Consider the following 23165-nt stretch of genomic DNA (forward strand, 5'->3'; position numbering starts at 1 on the left):
CGCGGCCCTCCGGCCGGGAGGGGAGCTTCCGGAAGCCCGGAGGAGCCGCGCCCTGGCCGGAGGGGTCAGACTCCGGCCGGTTACCGGGCCGCCACCCGCTCCCGATCGCGGAGGAGCGAAACAGGACGGCAGCCCGGAGATCATGAGCGCGGTACGGGCTCCACGTCGCCGTTCAAGCCGAAGCGGCACCACACTGTCTTGCCGCCGCTCTCCCCAGGCGTCCACCAGACCGCCGCCGCCAGGCGCTGCACGATGAACAGTCCCCGGCCGCTGTCAGGCAACACCGCTTCGGACAGCTCACCGAGCAGCCCTGGGGAGAACACCTCTCCCACCGGAAGCAGCGGCGGAGTCGAGTCCTCATCGGTGACACCGATGAACAGCCACTTCGGCCACACCTTGAAGGTCACGTCGATACGCCGACAGCCTCCGGCCGAGGACAGGCGCCGGTCCGGCACGGCGTGATTCACCACGTTGCCGACCAGCTCAGAGACGACCAGCCGCGCATCGTCCACGATCGCGTCAGCACCCACGCCCCGGAGGAACACGGCCGTCATGTCACGTGCGACGCGTGCCGTGTCACCGAACTCGGCGAAGAGCGTCAGCGTCAGGAAGTGCCCGTCCGAGGACGCCTCCGGCGTCACGAACCAGTGCGCGTACGCGTCCAGCTCACCCGCCACCCGCTCGCTCTCCCGCGCATCCATGGCTTCCCCTTCCGAGGCCCCGCGGCCCTCATCGCACCGCTTGCTTCACGCGAGCCAGTACACGGCGAAGCAGGCGTGACCGGGAGCGTTCACCGGGGGGGTTCACGTGAACACGGGCGCAGGCACGGGGGGTTCATTGATGAACCCCCCGAGGTCGAAACGGCTGTGACACCATGAACACTCGCCGTCATTCTCGGGTTGGCAGGGGAGCATGAACCGAGAGCCGAACGCGCAGTTGATCGCTGTCATGGAGCAGGCCAAGGTCTCGAACAAGGGCCTCGCCAAGCGCATGAAGGACGCCGCCGCAGCACGCGGCATCAACCTGGGGACAACACATGTGTCCGTGCAGCGATGGCGGGACGGCGCCGGCATCCAGCCCCAGACAGCCGCGATCCTGGCGGACGTACTGAGCACCAAACTCGGCCGCCGCATCACGCCGGGCGATCTCGGATTCCTCGACCACGCACAGCCGGCCGCCCCTCAGGCGGTTGGTTACCCGAGTACCGTCCCCGAAGCACTCTCCGCCCTGAGCAGCCTCACAGACAGCAGCGTCGAGACGTCCGCCGCCGATCCACTGATCGTCTCTGACGGCGACCTCAGCACCACCGTCCTGTCATGGATGATCGCGCGCCCCGACAGCATCCAGGCCGACAGACCCGGACGCCAACGCGTCGGCATGCGCGACGTACGCGCGATCCGGGACGCCGCAGGCATGTTCATGCAGCTCGACTTCAAGTACGGCGGAGGCCACGGCCACAAGGCACTGCGCCACTACTTCCGCCACGAAGTTCTGCCGCTGCTCGATGTCAGCTACAGCGAGAAGGTGGGCACCGCGTTATTCGGCGCCGCCGCCGAGGTCTCGCAGCTCCTCGCGTGGACGGCGTACGACACAGGAAACCATCGGCTCGCCCACCGCTACCTCTCGTCCACGCTCCGCCTGACACAGGTCATCGACGACCGCATGTTCGGCGCCCGCATCCTCGGCAACCTCAGCCACCAGGCGAACTATCTCGGCAACCACGCGCAAGCCATCCAGCTCGCCCGCGCAGCCGTCGAGGGCGCCAAGGGGCGAGCCACCCCGCGCGCCATGTCCAACTACTGGGCCATGGAAGCCCGCGCCCTCTCCAACGCAGGCGAGAAGGCCGGCGCGGCCCGCGCGATGAACGAGGCGGTACGGCACTTCGAGCAGGCCGCCAGCGCCGACGACCCGGCATGGCTGAGCTACTTCGACGAAGCCGAACTCACGGGCGAACTCTGCCACTGCTTCCGCGACCTACGGATGCGCCGGGACGCCGTCGAGCAGGCACAGCGCGCCGTCGACAGCACCGACCCCGCGTACGCCCGCACTCTCGGTTTCTGCCGCATTGTGCTCGCCCAGAGCCAACTCCTGAACGGCGACTTGGAGGCCGCTGTCACTACCGCGAGTCTCGCCGTGGACGACGGGGACTCCCTCCAGTCCTCCCGCTTCCAGCGCTACGTCACCGACTTTCAGGCTGAGGTGAGCACGCACGCGGCCCACCCCGCCGTAGTCGCGTTCAACGAGAAGGTGAGCGAGGCACTGGCCCGTCTGGACGATGACGAGTAGCGGCTACCAGGGGCGCCAGTCCCGAGGCGCATCGTCGTTGCGCAGGGCCGAGATGCGCCGGCGGTACTCGGCAGCCGTCCTCTCGTCCTCCCGCACGTTCTGCATGAGCCACGTCGTCATGCCGAACTCTTGCAGCCGCCGCAGCGTGTCGTAACCAGGCCAGTCGTACAGGTCCCGCCCGTAGGCACGTACAAAGTCCGCGTACTGCTCGTCGGTCTGCCAGCCAAGACTGTGATGCTCCGTGGCCGTGACCATCAGGTCCCACTCCGGGTGATCGAAGCAGAACGCCTCGAAGTCGATCAGGATCACCTGCCCCTGATCGTCCACCATGAGGTTCTGCACGTGAGCGTCACCGTGCACAGGCCCCTTGGCAGTCTCGAAGCTCAGCTCTCCGAACTGATCACGCAACTCACGCCAGCGCTTCCGCAGGAAGACCCGATCGTCCTCCGGAATCGGGGCCCGGTCGATCCGTAGCTCTTGCTTCCCGAAGGGATCGAACGAGGGGAACTCCACCCCCGCCGGCAACGTCATCGAGTGGAGATCCCGCAGGATGCCGCCCAGCTCCCCGTACGTCGCCTTACGGTCACCCTCACGGATGAGATGCCAGAAGGTCACCGGGTGCCCGTCGACCAACAGCGGCTGTTCGAGGTCATCGACGATGCGCGCCGCGGGGAAGCCCTCACCCGCCAGCCAACGCGACACGGCCACTTCGATACGCGCCTTGGGTAGCCACTCCTCCCCCCGCGCCACCCTCACAACCATGGGCGTGGACGCCAGTCGGAACAGAGCGTTCTCCCCGAACCGGATCAGCTCCGCACCCCCGCCATCCAACCCCGCCGCCCGGCACGCGGCACCCACCACCCGCGCAGCCCTCTCCGACGTGAACCCCTCATCCGACCGAGCAGCACCAACCGCCATGCCCGAACCAGCTCCCCTAGTCGCACGCGATCAACCGGCGCACGTGTGCGGGTGACCAACCCGAAGCGCACCGGACACACTTCGACCATACAGACCGATAAATGCTCCGCTGAGAGGAGGATGAGGGACTTCCGTAGTCACTTCCCTCTGTGGACTTTACGTTCAAGTAACTGCTTAACCAAAGGGCGATGAAGAGCCAGAGACGCATGCAGAAGTTTAGAAGGGAGAAACTTCCTTATTAGGACACGCGCAGGTATGAGTCTTTGAGTGGCAGTCAACCGATATGGCGTCTGAGCGAGATTAACGAGTTCGACATACAACGCCCGCCTAATAAATGGTATTCGAGCGATCCCCATCAGGAACAGCAAAATGAACTGCACTACCCCCACGAAGGTTAATTGGACAGCCAATCCCTGGAAACCAAGATCACTGTACGTACTGTCTCCGAGAATTGCAGAGGTCGCCAAAGCCGGAAGAATGAAAACCGCATACCACGAATACTGGAACCTCCTACTTAGCGATCCTGGCGCTGTAACGTCAGATACCGCCACAAGGGCAGGAAACTCAGTAAAATCTCCCCCTCGAGCAATAATCGCCATAGAATAGCTAAGGGAGTCCAAATAAAGCGAAGGAAGGAAAGCTCTCCAAAAAACTGAGTCGCTGCGGCACCACCGCAACCGGCGATCCAAGCGGGTCACTTGTTCTTTCAAATAAGCAGTAGATTTCTCGCGATCACAGTCCAGTGCGACTGACTTGCTCTGAAGACCCGCCTCTGCCAAGATCAAAAAAATCTTATCGGATGGCGATGACTCATCCTTAAGCTGTTCAAGGATGTGTGCTCTAAACGGCGGGTAGGCCATATTATCCAGGACCATACTGGGTTGCTCAGCGACGAGGTCAAGCCCCGTCGATCTGGCCAATCGCATGGCGGCAGAGGCGTCAACAGTCGCGTAACTACTAAACAAGTGGACCAAGCGCTGCCGGTCATCGCTGACCAGGTCCTTGAAGAGGGATTCAAGCGTGTTCCTCTTCTTCCTACCGTAGCTCGCTGACCACTCCTCTTCGTCCTTTACGACAACATTGAAGAGGTGAAGTCTCCTCAGCCACTCGTCGTCCCACTTGTCCGAAGAAGTGCCCCGTAGAGCTGCCGACTCAGTGCGGGTGTATTGGTCCCATTCCTCTTGATCATATAGTTGGGTTTCGAGGAAGCAACGGCCAAGAATGAGACTGCCACTAATAGCAGCTACTTCTTCGAGTGCTTCGGGACGACGAGCGCGAGTTAACAGTGCGAGGGCAAATGGAATAACCTCTTCCAAACGAGTACCTGCATAAAGGTCCCTATTATGAGAGAAAGTCTCTTGCGCTGAAACGAGCTCCCGCCACCCCTCCTCCTTCCCTTCTGCCGCCTCTTTGGCTGCGAAAAATTCGCAGAACGTGAGATGAATGAACCTGTAAGTCTCCCCTGTGCGTTCCTCTGAGATTAATCCAGTCTCCTTTGCGAGTTCCCGCAACTTGCTCTCAGCCTCAGCGGAATCACACCCGTAGACCCGGGATACAAGGTCAACAGCGCGGTTCCAATCAAGAGAATTGGCTGCCTGGTTCGGATCCAGTAGATGTTCAAAAGCGAGCGGTCCGAAGATCGCCTCCCGTTGCTCACGCAGGAGACTTCTTGCAGGGATCTCTAGCTGCCGGCTTCTCCGCGCTACCAGCAGTTCTTCCACCACTTTAGAATAGAAGGAAGTTCTAGTGTCGATGGCAACGTCATTCCCACCATGCTGATCATGACTTACATACATTCCCAGGATCAGCGGGTTACTGCACATCTCTCTGAGTGTTGGTCGATCCGTGAGATCATTGTAGACTCGAAGGATCTCCACGCGTTTTTCGCCGACATAGCTAGGCCAGCGAGACAAGAAGGTATAGATATCTTCCGGAGTGAACGGCTGTACATGGAAGATGACCGGGAACTCTGCCTCAAGGTGATCGCTCACCTGTACATGGAATTGTGAGCGCATCGTAAGAATTATTGAATTGTGAGGACTTTTGACTACCAGGGCACGGCTCAATGCACGGAGGGTTTCGGACACGCGAGGATAATCACTGCTAGCGACCTCGTCGAGCCCATCAAGGATAAAAAATACCCCCTTTCCGGTCAGGTAAGAGTCAAACAGTTGCGGCATGTCAAAACCGTGGACAGCGGCGACCTGGTCCTTGAAATACTTGATTGCCCAATTTACCCGTGCCCTATCGGTGGACGCACTTTTAGGGGGAGAGAAGCGCTTAAGCTCCACCAGAATGGGAAGGCGGTGGTCCTGCTTGAATTTCGCAGCGTCTCGGCATGCATCACGAAACATTTTCTTCGCCAGGGAAGATTTACCTGAGCCAGGATCTCCAATGACTCGAACGCGCGGGATGTCCTGCATCTTGCGCACGTTGTCAGAGTAGACGTGCTCTTCAGCCGCATTTTGCAGTTTGAGTGAGACGAATGCCTCGTCGGCCTCTAGAGATACTTGATCTCTCCCGGGCACAATCAGATATCTATTTCGCGAATCGCTTAGTCCGGCCCTGCAATACTTACGCAGGCTGACCCTCATCGCTAGGGAGCTACGGAAAGATTTTCCCAGTTGGAAGAAGAGCGCATCTAGAGCGACTTGCGTATTCCCCCTGATAAACCTAACCGTCCGACGTAATACGTAATAGAATACTGGTGCTACTACCAGAGATACAACTGCTGTCACCGGATCAAATTGCATGCCTCGCCCCCCAAAGCGTCGGGCATCAGGTAACAGCAGGATCCCGCCTTCGCGTCACACAGTTACACTATTGTTACAAGGCAAGGTCGGATCGATTTACTCTGAGACGATGTGGAGGCCGTCGTTCCGCGCGAGAGAGGCAAAGTAGAAGCCATCAAGGCAGGCCGAGGGCTGTCACGCAGGCAGCCGGGACCAGGGGGATCTTCTTGGCCATCTCGTCGCAGTAGGCGGCCGGAATTCTACGGTCCGCCCGTCACTGGGGGCGCTCCTCTCGGCTCCTTAGCTGCCAGGTGGGTGCAAGGCGACGCCCAGTGGTTCGACGGCTGTGCCGTCGAACCACTGCTCGAACATTCCTCCCAGCGGCGCAGTCTCTGCAGACGCCGGTCAATCCGTGATCGGCAGGTACACCCGGTTCCCGCTCTCCGCGAACTCCTTCGACTTCTGGAGCATCCCCTCCGCGACCTCCTCAGCCGTCGCCCCTTCGGCCGCCGCGCCCCCGAACCGCTCTGTGATGGATTGACTAATCTTCATCGAGCAGAATTTGGGACCGCACATCGAGCAGAAGTGCGCCGTCTTGGCGGGCTCCGCCGGCAGGGTCTCGTCGTGGAACTCGCGGGCCGTGTCCGGGTCGAGGGCCAGGTTGAACTGGTCCTCCCAGCGGAACTCGAACCGTGCGTCGGACAGCGCGTCGTCCCATTCCTGGGCACCGGGGTGTCCCTTGGCGAGGTCGGCCGCGTGGGCGGCGATCTTGTAGGTGATGACACCGGTCTTGACGTCGTCGCGGTTGGGCAGGCCCAGGTGTTCCTTGGGCGTGACGTAGCAGAGCATGGCCGTGCCCCACCAGGCGATCATCGCGGCACCGATGCCGGAGGTGATGTGGTCGTACGCCGGAGCGACGTCCGTCGTCAGCGGGCCGAGCGTATAGAACGGAGCCTCATCGCAGATCTCCTGCTGAAGGTCGATGTTCTCCTTGATCTTGTGCATCGGGACGTGTCCCGGGCCCTCGATCATGGTCTGTACGTGGAAACGCTTGGCGATCGTGTTGAGTTCCCCGAGTGTGCGCAACTCGGCGAACTGCGCCTCGTCGTTGGCGTCTGCGATCGACCCGGGGCGCAGACCGTCGCCGAGGGAGTACGTGACGTCGTAGGCCGCGAGGATCTCGCAGAGCTCCTCGAAGTTCTCGTAGAGGAACGACTCCTTGTGGTGGGCCAGGCACCACGCCGCCATGATGGAGCCGCCGCGCGAGACGATTCCCGTCTTGCGGTTCGCGGTGAGCGGGACGTACGGCAGCCGGACGCCCGCGTGGACGGTCATGTAGTCCACACCCTGCTCGGCCTGTTCGATGACGGTGTCCTTGTAGATCTCCCAGGTCAGTTCCTCGGCCCTGCCGTCGACCTTCTCCAGTGCCTGGTAGAGCGGCACCGTGCCGATCGGCACGGGGGAGTTGCGCAGCACCCACTCGCGCGTGGTGTGGATATTGCGCCCGGTGGACAGGTCCATGACCGTGTCAGCGCCCCAGCGGGTCGCCCAGGTCATCTTCTCGACCTCCTCCTCGATGGAGGAGGTGACCGCGGAATTGCCGATGTTGGCGTTGACCTTCACCAGGAAGCGCTTGCCGATGATCATCGGCTCGATCTCCGGGTGGTTGACGTTCGCGGGCAGCACCGCGCGCCCCGCCGCGATCTCCTCCCGTACGACCTCCGGGGAAACGTTCTCCCTGAGGGCGACGAACTCCATCTCCGGGGTGATCTCCCCCCGTCGCGCGTAGGCGAGCTGGGTCACCGGTGTCCCGCCCGCACCCCGCCGCGGCCGGCGGGGGCGCCCGGGGAAGACCGCGTCGAGATTGCGCAACCCTCCACGCGGCGAGGTGTGCTTGAGGCCGTCGTCCTCGGGCCGGACGGGACGGCCCGCGTACTCCTCGGTGTCACCCCGGGCGACGATCCAGTTCTCCCGCAGCGCCGCGAGGCCCCTGCGGACGTCGGTCCGGACGGTGGGGTCGGTGTACGGCCCGGAGGTGTCGTACAGCGTGACCGACTTCCCGTTGGTGAGGTGCACCTGACGGACCGGCACGCGCAGATCGGGGCGCGAGCCCTCGACGTACGCCTTGTGCCAGCCGATGGACGCTGCGGTCTTCTCGCCCTGGGGTGTCCCGCCGGTGTTCTCCTCGAGGTTCCCGTCGGTGCTTCCGCTGGAGTCCACACTGGCGTTCTGCGTCGAGGCAGGCGTGCGTGTGTCCTTGATGGTCATGAGACCTACTCCCTACGCCGGCATTACCCGGTAACAGGTTCAGCGGTCGACGCAGCGGTGTCCGCCGGCGATGTTCCACGTGGAACATGGCCTGTGCGGAGGTCAGCGCCCTCTCAGCCCGGTGCTCCGAGCTCCCGCGTGTACAAAGGTGCTTTTACGCTAGCGCCTGCGGGGCCGCACTGAACAGTGGGCCCCCGGTCTTCTTGCGATGATGCACCGGTGACCACGCCCCAGCAGCACCCCCAGCGCCCCCCGCATCAACACCCTCCCCATCAGCCCCCGCCGCACGAGCACCCCCCTCCGGCGACCGGTCCTGAGGGAAGCGGCGGCCACTCCCACAGCCATCACCACGGTCCGGCGGCGCCCGCTTCCCGGCAGCTCCGAAGGGTCATCACGGCCGTCCTGGTCCCGTTCGCCGTCGCGGTGGTCGTGGGTCTTGTGGTGCTGTGGCCGGGCGGCGTACCGGGGCACGAGCGCACCGGCGTCGGCTTCGACCGCCAGACGCAGCAGGCCACGGTCACCGAGGTGGTCCGCGTGGACTGCGCCTCCGTGGGCGCCGGGGGCGGCGGCACGGGCGACGGCGGCCCGGGAGCGGAGGGGGCGGCCGCCGAGGGCGCTCCGGCCGGCGGCGCCTCCGCCGAGAAGTCCGGCGCGGGGTCCGGTGCGTGCAAGAAGGCCACGGTCCGCGTGGACACGGGCAAGGACAAGGGCCGCACCTTCACCGAGGTCGTCCAGCCGGACCAGACCCGCCAACTGCACCAGGGCGAGAAGGTCGTGGTCTCCTACGAGCCCTCCGCGCCGAAGAACCTGCAGTACGCGGTCACCGACGTGAAGCGCACGCTGCCCATGGTGCTGCTCGCCGGCATCTTCGCCGTCGCCGTGGTGGTCGTGGGCCGGATGCGAGGTCTGGCCGCCCTGATCTCCCTGGCCGTCAGTTTCCTGTTGCTGTCGTTCTTCATCCTGCCGGCGATACTGCAGGGCTCGAACCCGCTGGCGGTGGCGGTGGTGGGGTCGAGCGCCATCATGCTGATCGCCCTGTACATGTGCCACGGTCTCTCCGCCCGCACCTCGGTCGCGGTGCTCGGCACGCTGATCTCGCTGGGGCTGATCGGCGTTCTGGGCTCCATGTTCCTCGGGTGGGCCGCGCTGACCGGGAACACCGACGACAGCACCGGCCTGATCCACGGGCTCTATCCGGACATCGACATGAGCGGTCTGCTGCTGGCCGGCGTCATCATCGGTTCGCTCGGAGTGCTCGACGACGTGACGGTGACCCAGACGTCCGCGGTGTGGGAGCTGCACGAGGCGAATCCCGCCCTGGGGCGGCGGGCGCTGTACCGGGCGGGCATACGGATCGGCCGCGATCACATTGCCTCGGTCGTCAACACCCTGGTCCTGGCCTACGCGGGTGCGGCACTGCCCTTGCTGCTGCTCTTCTCCGTCGCGCGGAGCGATGTGGGGACGGTCGCCACCAGTGAGCTGGTGGCCGAGGAGATCGTGCGCACCCTCGTCGGCTCCATCGGGCTGGTGGCCTCGGTGCCGGTGACCACCGCCCTGGCCGCGCTGGTGGTCTCCGCGGACCGCCCGGACGCGGGGGGCCCGGCGACGCCGCCGCACGGGGGCACATCCCCGGCGGGGGACCGGCTCGCCGAAGGGACGGCCGCGGTGCCCTCGGCGCGCGGTGGGCGGGGCCGTCGCCGCAAACGATGAGGGGTGCGGACACGGGCGGGCGAGCGGGTTGCTGAAGCGTTCCTCCGCCGTCCGGACCGTCCATGTGCGGGACGGCGCTCACCCCGCGCTCTGCTCCTCGGCGAGGATGCGGTCCAGCGCCTCGTCGAGCAGGGTGTCGAAGTCCGCGAGGGAACGCTCCTGCCCGAGCGGTACCAGCTTGTCCGTGCGGTCGAGGAAGGCCACGAGCGGCGCCGCCCCGGACTTGAACACGGCGCGGTCGGCCCCGACCTGGAGCCTGATCAACACCTCGCCGATCGCGTGGGGATCCGCGGGCGCGATGTGCACGTCCCCGTCGCCGCAGGGCCGCCCCACTCCGTCGACCAGCAGCTCGCGCCCGAACGCCCAGGTGACGGGTGCGTCACCGGGGAGATGGAAGGTAAGCCGCACGGCAAAGGGATCGCAGGTCTCGTAGCGGAGCTCCACGGGGATCCGGAAGGAAAGTTCCTCCGAGACCAAGAAGCTCATCATGACCTCCGCCTGCACTACGGACTCGCTCATCGCCTACCCCGTCAATTGCCGTCGACTGGTCAGGATGCACCTGACGCTGCCAGAAATCTTGCAGACAGTACACAGGAGATCACAAGGAGTGAGTTTTCAGATACTGATAGACAGCGCGAGCGCGCCGACGAGTCGGCCCATCTCGTTCTGCAGTCTGCGCACGACGGGCAGCAGCCGTTCTGCCTGACGGCAGGGCAGCGAGAAGGCCACGGTCGCCGCGGTCGTCCCGGCCGTGAGCGGAAGGGCGGCGCAGACCGTGCCGAGCATGTACTCCTGCCGCTCGAAGACGGGTTCCATGCGGCCGATGCTCTCCAGGCGCCGCAGCAGCGCGTGGGCGTCGGGGACCGTGTACGGGGTGATCGTCCGTACGGGGTGGCGGTCGACGTGGTCACGACGGGCCTCGTCGTCGAGCTGGGAGAGCAGGCACTGTCCGATCGCGTGGGCGTGCCCGGTCTCCCGGAAGTCCGCCCACTCGGCGACCGCCGGGTTCCCCGGGGTGTCCGCGACCGAGACCACTTCGATCTCACCGGCGCGGTAGACGGCGTAGTAGACGGGGACACCGAGCATGTCGCGCCAGCCCGCGAGGGCGTCCTCGACGGTGCTGCGACGTTTCTGCCGAGCTCCGCTCCTGCCGAGCCGCTCGGCGGCGTCCCCGAGGAAGAACATCCCCTTGTCGCGGCGGAGGTAGCCCTCGTGGGTCAGCGTGCGCAGCAGGTGGTACGTCGTGGGGAGGGCCAACTGGGCCTCGCGGGCGAGTTGTTTGGCGGTGGCGCCGTACTCGCGGGCGGCCACGCACTCCAGCAGGCGCATCGCCCGCTGCACGGAGCCGATCAGGGTGGTCGGGTGCGATTCCCGCAGCGGTGGCGTTCGCTGGGCGGGTGGGGCGTGGATCTCTACGGGTACGGAACCGACCGTGGCCATGGGGCACTCCCGGAGCGCGAGGAGGAGCCGCCCGTGCGGGGAGACACGGGAGGGGTGTGCGCCGCCCGCGGGGGCGGACAGGCCCCGTGCGGAGTTCCGGACTCTAATCGCCCCTCACCGCTCCCAGCCGCCGCTGGAGGGAAACTTCCCCCGCGCGAGGGAACCCCGCGTTTGTGTTGCTCCTCCGCTGTCGCTCCGGGCACCCCTACCCACCGGCCGCCCCCGAGGCCGACGAGGCCCGCCGGGGGGGCGCAGGGCCCGGGGACGCGGAGTGCGCGGGGCTCACCGCCGCCGTGCCGGAGGCCTCACCAGTCGCCGCGCGAGGAGGAGGAACCCGCCATGAACTTCCGGACGACGTAGATCAGTCCGCCGACCAGCGCGACGAACAGCAGCACCTTGAACAGCACCCCGATGAGGAATCCGAGCACGCTGGCTATCAGGCCGCCGAACACGACAAAGGCGATGACCGGCACCGCGACCCACTTCACCCACCACGGCAACCCCGCGAAGATCTCTCGCATCGCTCTGTCCTCACCTCTCCGCCCGGCGCACCCGCTGTCCCGCTCTCGGAACGTGTCGCACAGGTCCTGCTGTGTACTGCTTCGATGCTAGGGCCGCGGGAGGCACGAACGGGCGCCGCGCACCCCTTGTCCTCCCCTGATCGATCCCCTAGGGAACCCTGAGGAAGGACCTCAGCTCTCCGGCGGAGAGAACACCACCAGCACCCTGAGGTCCTCGGTGATGTGGTGGAACTTGTGTGCCACGCCGGCGGGCACGTAGACGACGCTGCCGCGGGCCACCTGGGTCGTCTCCAGGCCGACGGTGATCGACGCCCGCCCGCTGGCGACGTAGTACACCTCGTCCTGCTGGTGCGGCTGCTGCGGGTCGACGGCCCCCGCGTCCAGCGCGTACAGGCCCACCGACATATTGCGCTCGCGCAGGAACTGCAGGTAGGCCCCGTCGTTGGCGGCCCGTTCGGCCTCCAGTTCGTCCAGCCGGAATGCCTTCATCGTCCCCTCCTCTTCCTGTCCCTCGCACGCGCGGGCCCGTGGCGCCCGCCCGTTGATCTCCTCTGCCACGATCGGAGACGATCAGACACATGAAGAATTTCCTAGTCAAGACGATCGCCAACGCGGGCGCCCTGGCGGTCGCCGTCTGGCTGCTCGACAAGATCACGCTGACCGGTGACAGTACCGGCAAGAAAGCCGGCACCCTCATCCTGGTCGCGCTGCTGTTCGGCCTCGTGAACGTCCTGGTCAAGCCGGTCGTGCAGGTGCTGACCTTTCCGCTGTTCATCCTGACGCTCGGCCTGATCACCCTGGTGGTCAACGCGCTGATGCTGCTGCTCACCTCGTGGGTGGCCGGGAAAGTGGATCTCAGCTTCCACGTCGAGGGCTTCTGGACGGCCGTCCTCGGCGGTCTGATCATCTCGGTCGTGTCCTGGGCACTGCACGTCGTCCTCCCCGACGAGGACTGACCAGGGGCGCCGGTCATCCGCGGGGCGTTCCCCCGGCGACGCCGGCGAGGTGTGACCTGCCAGCGCCCGTAAGGGCGTGACCTGAGAAAATGGCCGAGGCGAGCCTCTGCTCGGTCCGGTCCGCTCGCCCTGGACACGCAGGAGACGGAGGCACAGGCGGCATGAGCGAACGCCAGGCGAACACCCCAGACACTCAAGAGGACGGGGCCACCCCGCAGAACGGGGCCAACGGGGCCGGCGGGCCAGGCGGAGACACCGCGACCACCGCGGCCACCGGGGAGACCCGGGGCATCGGTGACAGCACCCGCGCGGTGCGCGCGGGCCTGCCCGAGCCGGTGAAGCACGAACCGACCCTCCCCGGCCCGGTCTTCGCCGCGCATTTCCATCTGCCCGGCGAGCCGACCGGCCCGTACGCCTACGGCCGCGACGAGAACCCGACGTGGACGCTGCTGGAGAACGCCATCGGCGAACTGGAGGCGCCCGGCGAGGAGGACGTGCGGACACTCGTCTTCGCCTCCGGCATGGCGGCGATCTCCTCCGTCCTCTTCTCCCAGCTGCGTGCGGGCGACGCCGTGGTCCTGCCCTCGGACGGCTACCAGGCGCTGCCCCTGGTGCGCGAGCAGCTGACCGCCTACGGCATCGAGGTGCGCACCGCTCCGACCGGCGGCGACGCCCAGCTCGACGTCCTCGACGGGGCCCGGCTGCTGTGGATCGAGACCCCGTCGAACCCGGGACTCGACGTGTGCGACGTACGCCGCCTGGTCGAGGCGGCACACGCGCAGGGGACGCTCGTCGCCGTCGACAACACCCTCGCCGGCCCGCTGGGGCAGCGACCGCTCGAACTGGGCGCCGACTTCGCCGTGGCCAGCGGCACCAAGATGCTCACCGGGCACGGCGATGTGCTGCTGGGCTATGTCGTGGCGCGGGACGCCGAGCTGATCGCCCCGGTCCGGCACTGGCGCAAGATCGTCGGAGCGATCCCGGGGCCGATGGAGGCCTGGCTCGCACACCGCTCGCTGGCCACCCTCGCGCTGCGGGCAGAGCGGCAGACCGCCAACGCGCTGATTCTCGCGCAGGCGCTGCGGGACCACCCCGAGGTGTCCGGTCTGCGCTATCCGGGCCTGCCGGACGACCCGTCCCACGCCCTCGCCTCGCGGCAGATGCGGCACTTCGGGAGCGTGGTGTCGTTCACGCTGGCCACGCGGGAGCGTACCGACCGCTTCCTCGGGGCGCTGCGGCTGGCCGAGGAGGCCACGAGTTTCGGCGGTGTGCGGTCCACCGCCGAACGGCGTGGTCGCTGGGGCGGCGACGCGGTGCCGGAGGGCTTCGTCCGCTTCTCCGTGGGCGCCGAGGACCCGGAGGACCTGGTGGCGGACGTGCTGCGGGCCCTGAAGGAGTCGGCGGACTGAGCGTGACCCCGTGCGGGTCGCCGAGGCCGGGACGCCGCCGCCGAGCGGCCTCCGCACGGCGGAAGCGGGCGGTCCGAACCTCCCCCCTCGTGGTTCGGACCGCTCCGGTTCCGCCGCGCGAAGAACCGCCCGACCAAGGCTAGTTGACTCTGTGTCAGTGTCCAATCACAGTAGCGACAGGTTCCTATCGACTTATTTATAGTTGGGCGCCTACGGGGCCGGGGCGCTGCCGCCGTGCGCGGCGCCGCGTGGGTGGCGCGAGGGAGGGAAGCACCATGGACTTGGCCCTGTTGCGCACGTTCGTCACGGTGCACCGGGCCGGTTCCTTCACTCGCGCCGCCGCCCTGCTCGGCCTGTCGCAGCCCGCGGTCACCTCGCAGATCCGCACCCTGGAGCGGCAGTTGGGCCGCCCCCTCTTCCTGCGGCAGGCCCGCGGGGTGACTCCGACGACCATCGGCGACGAGCTGGCACACAAGGCCGCCCCGCACCTCGACGCCCTGGTGGAGATCGCCGAGACCGGACTCGAAGAGGACTCCTCCTTACGCACGCTCCATCTTGTCGGCCCGCCCGAGTTCACCGCCGAGCGGGCCTTGCCCGCGCTGATGGAGCTGATCGGGGACCACGGTCAGGGGTTCGCGCTGCGGGCCTCCTTCGCCCACCACGACGAGGCGCTGGAGGGCTTGGCCGCGGGCCATCACGATCTGGCCATCACCACCGCCCGTCCTCGCGGGGGCCTGCTCACCGCGACACCGCTCTGTGACGAGGAGCTCGTCCTCGTCGCCTCCCCCCGATGGGCCGCGCGCCTCACCTCTGAGGGTCACCGTCTCCAGGACGGCTCCGGCCTCGAGGACCTCCCGGTGGTCGAGGTGCACGAATCACTGCCGTTCGTCGCCCGCTACTGGGCTTCCGTCTTCGACGCGCACCCGGCCGCCTCCGGCAGCGTCGTCGTCCCGGATCTCCGGGCGGTCCTCGCCTGCGCCGCCCGGGGTGCCGGTCTCGCGGTGATCCCGCGCTATCTGTGCACGACCGCCCTGGAACGCGGTGAACTCGTCGCCCTGCTCGACCCTTCGGTGCCGCCCCTGCGCACCTATTTCGTGGCGGTCCGCACCGGCACCCTCGCGATGCCGCACATCGCCCGGGCGCACGACTGGCTGCTGCGCAAGGCCGCGGGCTGGTGCTGACCGCCCCCAGCACGGGTGGGCCGTCTCCGGGACCCGAGGACGCTCGCTGCTCGCCGCACTCCGGACGTTTCACGTGAAACACCCGGCATGTTTCACGTGGAACCAGCTGGGCCACATTTCACGCATGACCGTTCGTCCCGTGGTCAAGCGCACCGCCCGCGCCGTCCTGCTCGACGGCGACGCGCTCGTCCTCATCAAGCGGACCAAGCCGGGTGTCGATCCCTACTGGGTCACGCCCGGTGGCGGAGTGGAACCGGAGGACCCGACCGTGGTCGACGCCCTCCACCGAGAGGTGCACGAGGAACTGGGCGCCAAGATCACGGACGTGGTTCCCTGCTTCGTGGACACCGTGGAGCACATCGGCGAGGACGGTGGCGCGACCGGGGTGAAAGTACAGCACTTCTTCGTCTGCCGACTGGAGTCGATGGACGAACGGCAGCGTCACGGGCCGGAGGTGGAGCAGCCGTGCGGTGAGTACGAGATCGTCCGCGTGCCGTTCACCCGGGTCGGCATCGCCTCGGTCCACCTCGTTCCGCTGTCCTTGAGGCACTACCTAGACGGCAATATCGAGGGGGTACGGGCGCTACTGGCGTCCGACCTGGGCTGAGTGCCACGCGTGTGACCCCGTGGGTGGCCAAAACTTCGGGGTCCTCGGGCAAAGCGGTGGACGGAGGGGCGCTCCGTCGGACAGCCTGACCTGCGTGCCGACACTCTCCCTCTCCGTTCTGCCCATCCGCCGCCTGACACCGCGCGATGTCACCGCGTGTGCCGACCTGTCCGAAGACCGGGGCTGGCCCCGTGAAGAACACAAGTGGGGGCTGCTGCTCGCCGCCGGACAGGGGTACGGCATCGACGACCCCGAGGGCGGTCTGGTCGGCGCATGCGTGGTCACGGACTACGGCCCCCACGGGCGCCCGGACCTGAGCGCGATCGGCATGGTGCTGGTCGCCGAGCGGCATGCGCGCCAGGGCGTCGGCCGCCGGCTGATGCGGCATGTGGTGACCGAGGCCGGCACCACGCCCCTGACCCTGTTCGCGACACCGTACGGCCGCCCCCTCTACGAGGAGCTCGGCTTCAAGGTCACGGGAGGGGCCGAGATGGTGCGCGGGCACTTCCTCCCCGGCGCCGCGGAATCCGGCGTCAGCACCCGGGCGGCGACCGCGGAGGACCTCGTGTCGATCCTCCGCCTCGACGCGGAGGTCTTCGGCAGCGACCGCACCCACATGATCACCCGTCTCCCGGCCTTCGCCGACCGGATCAGGGTGGCGCACGAGGACGGCCTGCTGATCGGATACGCGGCCGCCTGGCCCAATATGGACACCCATGTCGTGGGACCGCTGGTCGCCCGGGACACCCGGACCGCCAAGGCCCTCGTCACGGCGCTCGCCGAGGGCGGCGAGCGGCCGCTGCGCACCGACATCGACGTACGGCACGAGGAACTCCTCGCCTGGCTCAAGGACCGGGGACTGGTGACGGTCACCTCTACCGCCGTCATGACGTACGGCGTGCCCGACCTGCCCGGGGACTGGACCCGGCGGTTCGCTCCGCTGACGGTCGCGGCGGGCTGATCCGCGGCACGACCGGTCGAGGCCGACGGCGGCTCCGTCAGCGGTGTGCGGCCATGGGTCGCTCGGCAGGGGCGCCGCCGGCGGCCACGAGGCGGGGGGACGCGGTTCCCCGGCGCTCCAGGGCCGCCGAGAGGACTGCGAGGAGCAGCGCGGAGGCGGCGAGGAGCGCGCCGACCCAGTTGGGCGCGGTGTATCCGAGCCCCGCCGCGATGACCAACCCGCCGAGCCAGGCGGACAGCGCGTTGCCGAGGTTGAAGGCGCCGATGTTCACCGCCGAGGCCAGTGTCGGAGCGCCGTGGGCGTGGTCGAGGACGCGCTTCTGCAGGGGCGGCACGGTCGCGAAGCCCAGGGCGCCGATCAGGGGGAGGGTCGCCGCCGCGAGCACCTTGTAGTGGGCGGTCACGGTGAACAGTGCGAGCACGAGGGCGAGCCCGCCGAGGGATGTGTACAGCAGGGGCATCAGCGCACGGTCCGCGTAGCGTCCGCCGAGGTAGTTTCCGGCGACCATGCCGAGACCGAGCAGTACCAGCAGCCAGGTGACCGATCCGTCGGAGAAGCCGGCGACCCGCGTCATCATCGGGGCGATGTAGGTGACGGCGGCGAAGACACCGCCGAACCCGAGCACGGTCATCCCCATCGCGAGCAGCACTTGGACGTTCTTCAGCGCCGACAGTTCATGGCGCAGGCGCACGCCCTCCGGCCGGGGCACGTCGGGCACCAGCCGGGCGACGCCGAGCAGACCGAGTACCCCCAGTGCGGCGACGAGGGCGAAGGTGATCCGCCAGCCGGCGGACTGACCGACGAAGGTGCCGAGCGGGACGCCGACGACGTTCGCGACGGTGAGTCCGCTGAACATCATCGAAAGGGCGGCGGCCTTCTTCTGGGGCGCGACCAGTTCGGCCGCCACCACGGCACCGATGCCGAAGAAGGCGCCGTGTGCGAGGGAGGCGACCACGCGGCCCGCCAGCATCAGTGCGAACACGGGTGCCACGGCGGAGAGCAGGTTGCCCACGACGAACAGGCCCATCAGCAGCATCAGCATGCGCTTGCGGGAGACCCGCGTGCCGAGGGCGGTCATCAGCGGGGCACCGAACATGACGCCGAGGGCGTAGCCGGTCACCAGCAGACCCGCGGTGGGGATGGTGACACGGAAATCGTCGGCGACCTCGGGCAGTACGCCCATGATCACGAACTCGGTGGTGCCGATGCCGAAGGCCCCGATGGCGAGGGCCAGGAGCGCGAGAGGCATGGGGGGAGACCTTCCGAACGATTGCTTGTGCTCCTTACAGGCGAAGACAATAATTGCAGACGCGGGATATGTGCAAGCGAGGGTTTCTTCGTTCGTCGTCTATCCTGGACGCAGCCGCTCCGGGAGGATGATCACCATGACCGCGACGGACCCCGCGCTCACCGCCCTCGCCCAGAGCTGGTGCGCTCTCTCGCTGCTGCACGGACGCATTGAGGCGCACATCGAGCGCGCCCTGCAGTCCGGGCACGGGCTGAGCGTGCGGGAGTACTCGCTGCTCGACGTGCTCAGTCGGCAACACGACGGCGAGGGCGGGCATCTGCAGATGAAGCAGGTGGCCGATGCGGTGGTGCTCAGCCAGAGCGCCACGACGCGCCTGGTGACGCGGCTGGAGGACCGCGGGCTGCTCTCCCGCTATCTGTGCCCCACCGACCGGCGGGGCATCTACACGAACGTGACCGAGGCGGGTCTGCAGCTCCTCGAACAGGCCCGGCCCACCAACGACGCCGCGTTGCGCGAGGCCCTGGACGAGGCCGCGCAGAACACCGAGCTGGCGCCGCTCGTCCGCGTCGTGGAGTCCCTCAAGGCGCCCGCATAGAGTGCGGCCATGGGAGATCTTGAGATACGGCCCGCGACCGAGGACGACGTCCCTGCCATCGTGGACATGCTCGCCGACGACCCACTGGGTGCCGCGCGCGAATCCCCGGACGATCTGTCGCCCTATCTGGCCGCGCTGAAGCGCCTGTCCGGTGACCCCCACCAGCACCTCGTCGTGGCCGTACAGGACGGCCGTGTCGTCGGCACGCTGCAGCTGACCCTCATCCCGGGTCTGTCCCGCAAGGGGGCCACCCGCTCGATCATCGAGGCGGTGCGCATCCACGCCGACGCGCGTGGCGGCGGCCTCGGCTCCCGCCTCATCGAATGGGCCGTCGACCAGTCCCGGCGTGAGGGATGCCAACTCGTGCAGCTCACCTCGGACGCCAGCCGGACCGACGCCCATCGCTTCTACGAGCGGCTCGGCTTCACGGCCTCACACGTCGGCTTCAAGCTCGCGCTCTGACCGACGGCAGGAGGTACGGGCGCACCACGCCGAGGCGTCTTCCGTTTCACGTGAAACAGGAACCGGAAGACGCTCGATACCGACCTGTTCGAGACGCGCGAGGGCGTGAAAGCTCGTGCGACCGCTGATCGGAGGGCTCGGCGCGGCTCTCTGCTCAGCGGATGGCGTCCATCCCCCGCCACCCGTCCGGGTCCACCCCGCCCGGCACGTCCGCCTCCGGGTCGTACGGCGTCCTCGTGAACACGAACGAGCCGAGGTCCAGATGGCTCACCGAGCCGTCCGACCGCCGTACGACCGTCAGCGGCTCCCCCGCGTAGTACCCGTCGAGTCCGGTCCAGGTGCCGTCGCCGTTCGCCCGGAGCCGGGCACGGCGTCCCACCTCCGCGAGCGGCTCCAGTGCCAGGCCTCCGTCGGCCTCCAGGCGCAGGGTGAAGCCCTGCGTCCCCCAATACCACTGCCCGGTGAGCTCCAGCACCGCCGGATCGACCTCCCGCAGCGGCCGCCACGGCTCCGGGATCCGCGGTTCCGCCTCCGCCACGATCCGTACGAGGTCGGCCGCGATGCCCGTCACCTGCGGACCGGAGGTGCAGTTGGCGAGGACGACCGCCGCGACGTCGTCCTCCACACTCACCGAGAGATTGGCGAGGAAGCCCGGAAGGGACCCGGAGTGCCCCGCCAGCAGCCGGCCGTCGCGGTACTGGAGCTGCAGGCCGAGCCCGTACGCGGATCCCGCCGCCAGGTCAGCGGCGTCGGAGGGCGCGGCGGGCGTCCGCATCTCACGGACGGACTCCGCGCTCAGCACCCGCTCGTCGCCCCGCGCCAGGAAGACCGCGAAACGGGCCAGGTCGGCGGTGGTCGACCAGAGCTGGCCCGCGGGGGCCATCAGACCGAGATCCTGGACGGGTTCCGGCAGCATCACGTCCGCCCAGGGATGGACGGCCCAGCCGCCCGCGTGCGGCGCCCGTGGACTGCCGCTGGTGCGGTGCAGGCCGAGAGGTACGAGCACCTCACGCCGGAGGACGTCCTCCCAGGGAGCCTCACGCAGCCGCTCGACCAGCGCGCCCAGCACGGTGTAGCCCGGGTTGGAGTAGTGGAACCGGCTGCCGACCGGGTGCCGCAGTGGTTCGGCCCCGAGGACATCGGCCAGTTCCGGTCGCAGTGAGCCCGCGGTGCGCTCCCACCAGGGCGCGGGTGACTCGGCGGCGAGCCCGGCGGCATGCGCGAGCAGCTGCGCGATCGTGGCCTCCCCCGCCCCCGTGCCGGGCAGGTGCTTCTCCAGCGGGTCGCTCAGGTCGAGCCTGCCCTCGTCGCGCAGGCGCAGGATCAGCACGGCGGTGAAGGTCTTGGTGAGTGAACCGATCCGGTACTGCGTGTTCTCGTCCGGACCGTGCCCCTCCACCGAGGTGCGCGACCCGTGCCAGACGGTCCGGCCGCCCCGCACAACGGCCGCCACGAGAGACGGAGCCCGCCCCTCGGCCTGGCCGACGGCGATCCGGTGCAACAGAGCCCGCCGCGTGGCGGGAAGCAGCTCTTCCTGGGGAACTTCCTGCGATGTCGTCATCCCCCCAGTCCACCCGCCGCCCCCGCCCACGTCGAGCACATTTCTCCCGGCCCGGCGCAGGGCGCCCTCGTGCCCCTCCGTCATGACCACCGCACGACCGAACCACGAGGACATGCGTCACCTTCGGCCCTTGTCCCATGGGCGCCTCGGGTGGCGTCCGGAACGGCCGAAGTCCGTGCGACCCGTTCTATGACGGCCGGTCCGCAATCAGCCGACGGGCGGTGTTCCAGACCTGCTCGAACTCGTCACAGGTCAGCGGCTCCGGATCGTGGTCCTCCCCTTCGGAGACAGGTCGTTCGGTGGTGATCCCGAAGCTGCTCTCGTACGTGGCGAGGCGGCCGGTCTCCTGCGCCCGCCGCCACTCGGCGAGGGAAGCAGCTGCGATCGGGGTCCGCTCGGGCCCTTCGAGCTCGACCTGTCGGATCACCCAGTCCTCGTCGTCGACCTCGAGGTAGAACCAGATGTCTTCCTCGTCCCAGTAGCAGCGCATCCATGTGGTCCCCGGCCTGCGCTCGCTGCGTCTCACGCGAGGCCGGCCCTCACGTCTGTGCCATGTCCACGAAGCGGGAGTAGTGGCCCTGGAAGGCGACGGTGATGGTGGCGGTGGGGCCGTTTCGGTGTTTGGCGACGATCAGGTCGGCCTCGCCCGCACGGGGGGACTCCTTCTCGTAGGCGTCCTCGCGGTGCAGCAAGATGACCATGTCGGCGTCCTGCTCGATGGAGCCGGACTCACGCAGGTCGGAGACCATGGGCTTCTTGTCGGTGCGCTGCTCGGGGCCACGGTTCAGCTGGGAGAGGGCGATGACCGGGATCTCCAGCTCCTTGGCGAGGAGCTTGAGGTTACGGGACATGTCCGAGACCTCCTGCTGGCGGCTCTCGGCGCGCTTGGAGCCGCCGGACTGCATCAGCTGGAGGTAGTCGATCACGACGAGCTTGAGGTCGTTGCGCTGCTTCAGGCGGCGGCACTTGGCGCGGATCTCCATCATCGACAGGTTGGGCGAGTCGTCGATGTAGAGGGGTGCGGCCGACACGTCCGGCATGCGGCGGGCGAGCCGCGTCCAGTCCTCGTCCGTCATCGTGCCCGAGCGCATGTGGTGCAGCGCGACCCGTGCCTCGGCGGACAGCAGGCGCATGGCGATCTCGTTGCGGCCCATTTCGAGGGAGAAGATGACGCTCGGCAGGTTGTTCTTGATCGACGCCGCCCGGGCGAAGTCCAGCGCGAGCGTCGACTTGCCCATCGCGGGACGCGCGGCGATGACGATCATCTGACCGGGGTGCAGACCGTTGGTCAGCGAGTCGAAGTCCGTGAACCCCGTGGGGACGCCGGTCATCTCGCCGCTGCGCGAGCCAATGGCCTCGATCTCGTCGAGCGCGCCCTCCATGATGTCGCCCAGCGGCAGGTAGTCCTCGCTGGTGCGCTGCTCGGTGACGGCGTAGATCTCCGCCTGCGCCCGGTTGACGATCTCGTCGACGTCGTCGTCGGCCGCGTATCCCATCTGCGTGATGCGCGTACCGGCCTCCACGAGGCGGCGCAGGACGGCCCGTTCGTGGACGATCTCCGCGTAGTACTCGGCGTTCGCCGCCGTCGGCACCGTCTGGACCAGGGCGTGCAGATACGCGGCGCCGCCCACCTTGGTGATCTCGCCGCGTTTGGTGAGCTCGGCGGCGATCGTGATGGGGTCCGAGGGTTCCCCGCGCGCGTAGACGTCGAGGATCGCCTGGTAGATCGTCTCGTGGGCTGGTTTGTAGAAGTCGTGGCCTTTGAGGATCTCGACCACGTCGGCGATGGCTTCCTTGGACAGGAGCATGCCGCCGAGGACGGACTGCTCGGCGTCCAGGTCCTGCGGGGGGACACGTTCGAAGGCGGAGCCGCCGTCCCACGCGCCGCCGTCCCGGCCCCGGTCGTGCTGTTCGTCCCGGGCTGGTCCGCCGCCCTCGCCGCGCCGGCGCGAGGCGGGCAGACGATCACTGGGCCCGCTGTCGGCCCACGGGTCGTCCAAGGGCTCGGAGATACTCACCGAACCACCTCCTCCGTCCGCCGGGCGGACCTCGCCGTGCCCCTCATTTCTAGGCCACGGCACTGACAAATAAGAGGCCCGTCCTCCGGTTGTCGGCGCGTCGGTTTGTGAGGATTCCGTGTTGCCGAGGCGGAGCGGGCGCCGCACCACGGTAGGCCCGTCTGCACCGTCAGCCAATCTGGTTATCCACAGGCCATGTGGACGAAGACCTCATTGCTGTGGAGAACTCCGTGAAACCTGTGCACGACACGGTGGACAGCCCTGTGAACAAGACCTCGCCCCCTCGACCAA

Annotated in this window: 21 protein-coding genes; 9 read left to right on the plus strand and 12 right to left on the minus strand. The window is 67.6% G+C overall.

Annotated features, from left to right (window positions below; translation table 11 throughout):
* Positions 1–140: 140 nt before the first annotated feature.
* Positions 141–701: an ATP-binding protein gene (locus tag OHB09_RS16295; protein ID WP_328918740.1), complete on the minus strand. Its 561-nt coding sequence runs from the start codon at positions 699–701 to the stop codon at positions 141–143.
* Between the two features lie 211 nt (positions 702–912).
* Between OHB09_RS16295 and OHB09_RS16300 the strand changes: the two genes are divergently transcribed.
* A complete protein-coding gene (locus OHB09_RS16300) occupies positions 913–2286 on the plus strand; it encodes a sporulation protein (RefSeq protein ID WP_328922160.1) in 1374 nt (457 codons plus the stop codon).
* A 3-nt stretch (positions 2287–2289) separates the two neighbouring features.
* Here OHB09_RS16300 and OHB09_RS16305 read toward each other — a convergent pair whose 3' ends face one another.
* The 3 genes from OHB09_RS16305 to thiC form a co-directional block, all read right to left on the minus strand.
* Positions 2290–3204, minus strand: a complete 915-nt coding sequence (locus tag OHB09_RS16305; RefSeq protein WP_328922161.1) for a phosphotransferase enzyme family protein — start codon at positions 3202–3204, stop codon at positions 2290–2292.
* Positions 3205–3341: 137 nt separating this feature from the next.
* The gene (locus OHB09_RS16310; protein WP_328923023.1) at positions 3342–5627 is read right to left on the minus strand and encodes an NACHT domain-containing protein; all 2286 of its coding nucleotides are present in this window, start codon (positions 5625–5627) and stop codon (positions 3342–3344) included.
* 714 nt (positions 5628–6341) lie between these two features.
* The gene (gene thiC / locus OHB09_RS16315) at positions 6342–8204 is read right to left on the minus strand and encodes a phosphomethylpyrimidine synthase ThiC (protein WP_328922162.1); all 1863 of its coding nucleotides are present in this window, start codon (positions 8202–8204) and stop codon (positions 6342–6344) included.
* 219 nt (positions 8205–8423) lie between these two features.
* Between thiC and OHB09_RS16320 the strand changes: the two genes are divergently transcribed.
* The gene (locus tag OHB09_RS16320; RefSeq protein ID WP_328922163.1) at positions 8424–9914 is read left to right on the plus strand and encodes a YibE/F family protein; all 1491 of its coding nucleotides are present in this window, start codon (positions 8424–8426) and stop codon (positions 9912–9914) included.
* 78 nt (positions 9915–9992) lie between these two features.
* Here the strand turns inward: OHB09_RS16320 and OHB09_RS16325 are convergent, their stop codons facing one another.
* The 4 genes from OHB09_RS16325 to OHB09_RS16340 form a co-directional block, all read right to left on the minus strand.
* Positions 9993–10433: an SsgA family sporulation/cell division regulator gene (locus OHB09_RS16325; RefSeq protein ID WP_040895897.1), complete on the minus strand. Its 441-nt coding sequence runs from the start codon at positions 10431–10433 to the stop codon at positions 9993–9995.
* A gap of 96 nt (positions 10434–10529) precedes the next feature.
* A complete protein-coding gene (locus OHB09_RS16330; protein WP_206315317.1) occupies positions 10530–11354 on the minus strand; it encodes an IclR family transcriptional regulator in 825 nt (274 codons plus the stop codon).
* A 305-nt stretch (positions 11355–11659) separates the two neighbouring features.
* A complete protein-coding gene (locus OHB09_RS16335) occupies positions 11660–11875 on the minus strand; it encodes a DUF5326 family protein (RefSeq protein ID WP_006141338.1) in 216 nt (71 codons plus the stop codon).
* A gap of 171 nt (positions 11876–12046) precedes the next feature.
* Positions 12047–12364 (minus strand): cupin domain-containing protein, encoded by a 318-nt coding sequence (locus OHB09_RS16340; RefSeq protein WP_006141337.1) that lies wholly within the window; start codon positions 12362–12364, stop codon positions 12047–12049.
* 89 nt (positions 12365–12453) lie between these two features.
* Here OHB09_RS16340 and OHB09_RS16345 point away from each other — a divergent pair, with 89 nt between their 5' ends.
* The 5 genes from OHB09_RS16345 (at position 12454) to OHB09_RS16365 (ending at position 16989) form a co-directional block, all read left to right on the plus strand.
* Positions 12454–12831, plus strand: a complete 378-nt coding sequence (locus OHB09_RS16345; RefSeq protein ID WP_006141336.1) for a phage holin family protein — start codon at positions 12454–12456, stop codon at positions 12829–12831.
* A gap of 161 nt (positions 12832–12992) precedes the next feature.
* A complete protein-coding gene (locus OHB09_RS16350; RefSeq protein ID WP_391034029.1) occupies positions 12993–14240 on the plus strand; it encodes a cystathionine gamma-lyase in 1248 nt (415 codons plus the stop codon).
* Positions 14241–14515: 275 nt separating this feature from the next.
* Positions 14516–15421: a LysR family transcriptional regulator gene (locus tag OHB09_RS16355; RefSeq protein WP_006141334.1), complete on the plus strand. Its 906-nt coding sequence runs from the start codon at positions 14516–14518 to the stop codon at positions 15419–15421.
* Between the two features lie 124 nt (positions 15422–15545).
* Entirely contained in the window at positions 15546–16028 is a 483-nt protein-coding gene (locus OHB09_RS16360; protein ID WP_040895894.1) for an NUDIX domain-containing protein, read from the plus strand.
* 94 nt (positions 16029–16122) lie between these two features.
* On the plus strand, positions 16123–16989 hold the full coding sequence (locus tag OHB09_RS16365; RefSeq protein WP_006141332.1) for a GNAT family N-acetyltransferase: 867 nt from the start codon (positions 16123–16125) through the stop codon (positions 16987–16989).
* A gap of 37 nt (positions 16990–17026) precedes the next feature.
* Here OHB09_RS16365 and OHB09_RS16370 read toward each other — a convergent pair whose 3' ends face one another.
* Complete coding sequence (locus tag OHB09_RS16370) at positions 17027–18238, minus strand: MFS transporter (protein ID WP_328922164.1); 1212 nt, start codon at positions 18236–18238, stop codon at positions 17027–17029.
* 136 nt (positions 18239–18374) lie between these two features.
* Here OHB09_RS16370 and OHB09_RS16375 point away from each other — a divergent pair, with 136 nt between their 5' ends.
* Together OHB09_RS16375 and OHB09_RS16380 are read left to right on the plus strand one after the other, a co-directional pair.
* Entirely contained in the window at positions 18375–18833 is a 459-nt protein-coding gene (locus tag OHB09_RS16375) for a MarR family winged helix-turn-helix transcriptional regulator (protein WP_319351626.1), read from the plus strand.
* Positions 18834–18842: 9 nt separating this feature from the next.
* Complete coding sequence (locus OHB09_RS16380) at positions 18843–19295, plus strand: GNAT family N-acetyltransferase (RefSeq protein ID WP_006141329.1); 453 nt, start codon at positions 18843–18845, stop codon at positions 19293–19295.
* A 154-nt stretch (positions 19296–19449) separates the two neighbouring features.
* Here the strand turns inward: OHB09_RS16380 and OHB09_RS16385 are convergent, their stop codons facing one another.
* From OHB09_RS16385 to dnaB, 3 genes are all read right to left on the minus strand, one after another.
* Complete coding sequence (locus tag OHB09_RS16385; RefSeq protein ID WP_319351625.1) at positions 19450–20856, minus strand: serine hydrolase domain-containing protein; 1407 nt, start codon at positions 20854–20856, stop codon at positions 19450–19452.
* A gap of 187 nt (positions 20857–21043) precedes the next feature.
* Positions 21044–21346 carry a hypothetical protein gene (locus tag OHB09_RS16390; protein ID WP_319351639.1) on the minus strand — a complete coding sequence of 101 codons (303 nt, stop codon included), beginning with the start codon at positions 21344–21346 and terminating at the stop codon, positions 21044–21046.
* Between the two features lie 49 nt (positions 21347–21395).
* Positions 21396–22874 (minus strand): replicative DNA helicase, encoded by a 1479-nt coding sequence (gene dnaB / locus OHB09_RS16395; RefSeq protein ID WP_006141326.1) that lies wholly within the window; start codon positions 22872–22874, stop codon positions 21396–21398.
* Between the last annotated feature and the right edge of the window lie 291 nt (positions 22875–23165).

Source organism: Streptomyces griseoaurantiacus (assembly GCF_036189845.1).
GTDB classification, from domain to species: Bacteria; Actinomycetota; Actinomycetes; order Streptomycetales; family Streptomycetaceae; genus Streptomyces; species Streptomyces griseoaurantiacus.

What these genes read in the sequence shown, in the direction of transcription:
- OHB09_RS16295 (WP_328918740.1), bottom strand. Translation starts at nt 701, where the DNA reads ATGGATGCGCGGGAGAGCGAGCGGGTGGCGGGTGAGCTGGACGCGTAC.
- OHB09_RS16300 (WP_328922160.1), top strand. Translation starts at nt 913, where the DNA reads ATGAACCGAGAGCCGAACGCGCAGTTGATCGCTGTCATGGAGCAGGCC.
- OHB09_RS16305 (WP_328922161.1), bottom strand. Translation starts at nt 3,204, where the DNA reads ATGGCGGTTGGTGCTGCTCGGTCGGATGAGGGGTTCACGTCGGAGAGG.
- OHB09_RS16310 (WP_328923023.1), bottom strand. Translation starts at nt 5,627, where the DNA reads ATGCAGGACATCCCGCGCGTTCGAGTCATTGGAGATCCTGGCTCAGGT.
- thiC (WP_328922162.1), bottom strand. Translation starts at nt 8,204, where the DNA reads ATGACCATCAAGGACACACGCACGCCTGCCTCGACGCAGAACGCCAGT.
- OHB09_RS16325 (WP_040895897.1), bottom strand. Translation starts at nt 10,433, where the DNA reads ATGAGCGAGTCCGTAGTGCAGGCGGAGGTCATGATGAGCTTCTTGGTC.
- OHB09_RS16330 (WP_206315317.1), bottom strand. Translation starts at nt 11,354, where the DNA reads ATGGCCACGGTCGGTTCCGTACCCGTAGAGATCCACGCCCCACCCGCC.
- OHB09_RS16335 (WP_006141338.1), bottom strand. Translation starts at nt 11,875, where the DNA reads ATGCGAGAGATCTTCGCGGGGTTGCCGTGGTGGGTGAAGTGGGTCGCG.
- OHB09_RS16340 (WP_006141337.1), bottom strand. Translation starts at nt 12,364, where the DNA reads ATGAAGGCATTCCGGCTGGACGAACTGGAGGCCGAACGGGCCGCCAAC.
- OHB09_RS16345 (WP_006141336.1), top strand. Translation starts at nt 12,454, where the DNA reads ATGAAGAATTTCCTAGTCAAGACGATCGCCAACGCGGGCGCCCTGGCG.
- OHB09_RS16350 (WP_391034029.1), top strand. Translation starts at nt 12,993, where the DNA reads ATGAGCGAACGCCAGGCGAACACCCCAGACACTCAAGAGGACGGGGCC.
- OHB09_RS16355 (WP_006141334.1), top strand. Translation starts at nt 14,516, where the DNA reads ATGGACTTGGCCCTGTTGCGCACGTTCGTCACGGTGCACCGGGCCGGT.
- OHB09_RS16360 (WP_040895894.1), top strand. Translation starts at nt 15,546, where the DNA reads ATGACCGTTCGTCCCGTGGTCAAGCGCACCGCCCGCGCCGTCCTGCTC.
- OHB09_RS16370 (WP_328922164.1), bottom strand. Translation starts at nt 18,238, where the DNA reads ATGCCTCTCGCGCTCCTGGCCCTCGCCATCGGGGCCTTCGGCATCGGC.
- OHB09_RS16375 (WP_319351626.1), top strand. Translation starts at nt 18,375, where the DNA reads ATGACCGCGACGGACCCCGCGCTCACCGCCCTCGCCCAGAGCTGGTGC.
- OHB09_RS16380 (WP_006141329.1), top strand. Translation starts at nt 18,843, where the DNA reads ATGGGAGATCTTGAGATACGGCCCGCGACCGAGGACGACGTCCCTGCC.
- OHB09_RS16385 (WP_319351625.1), bottom strand. Translation starts at nt 20,856, where the DNA reads ATGACGACATCGCAGGAAGTTCCCCAGGAAGAGCTGCTTCCCGCCACG.
- OHB09_RS16390 (WP_319351639.1), bottom strand. Translation starts at nt 21,346, where the DNA reads ATGCGCTGCTACTGGGACGAGGAAGACATCTGGTTCTACCTCGAGGTC.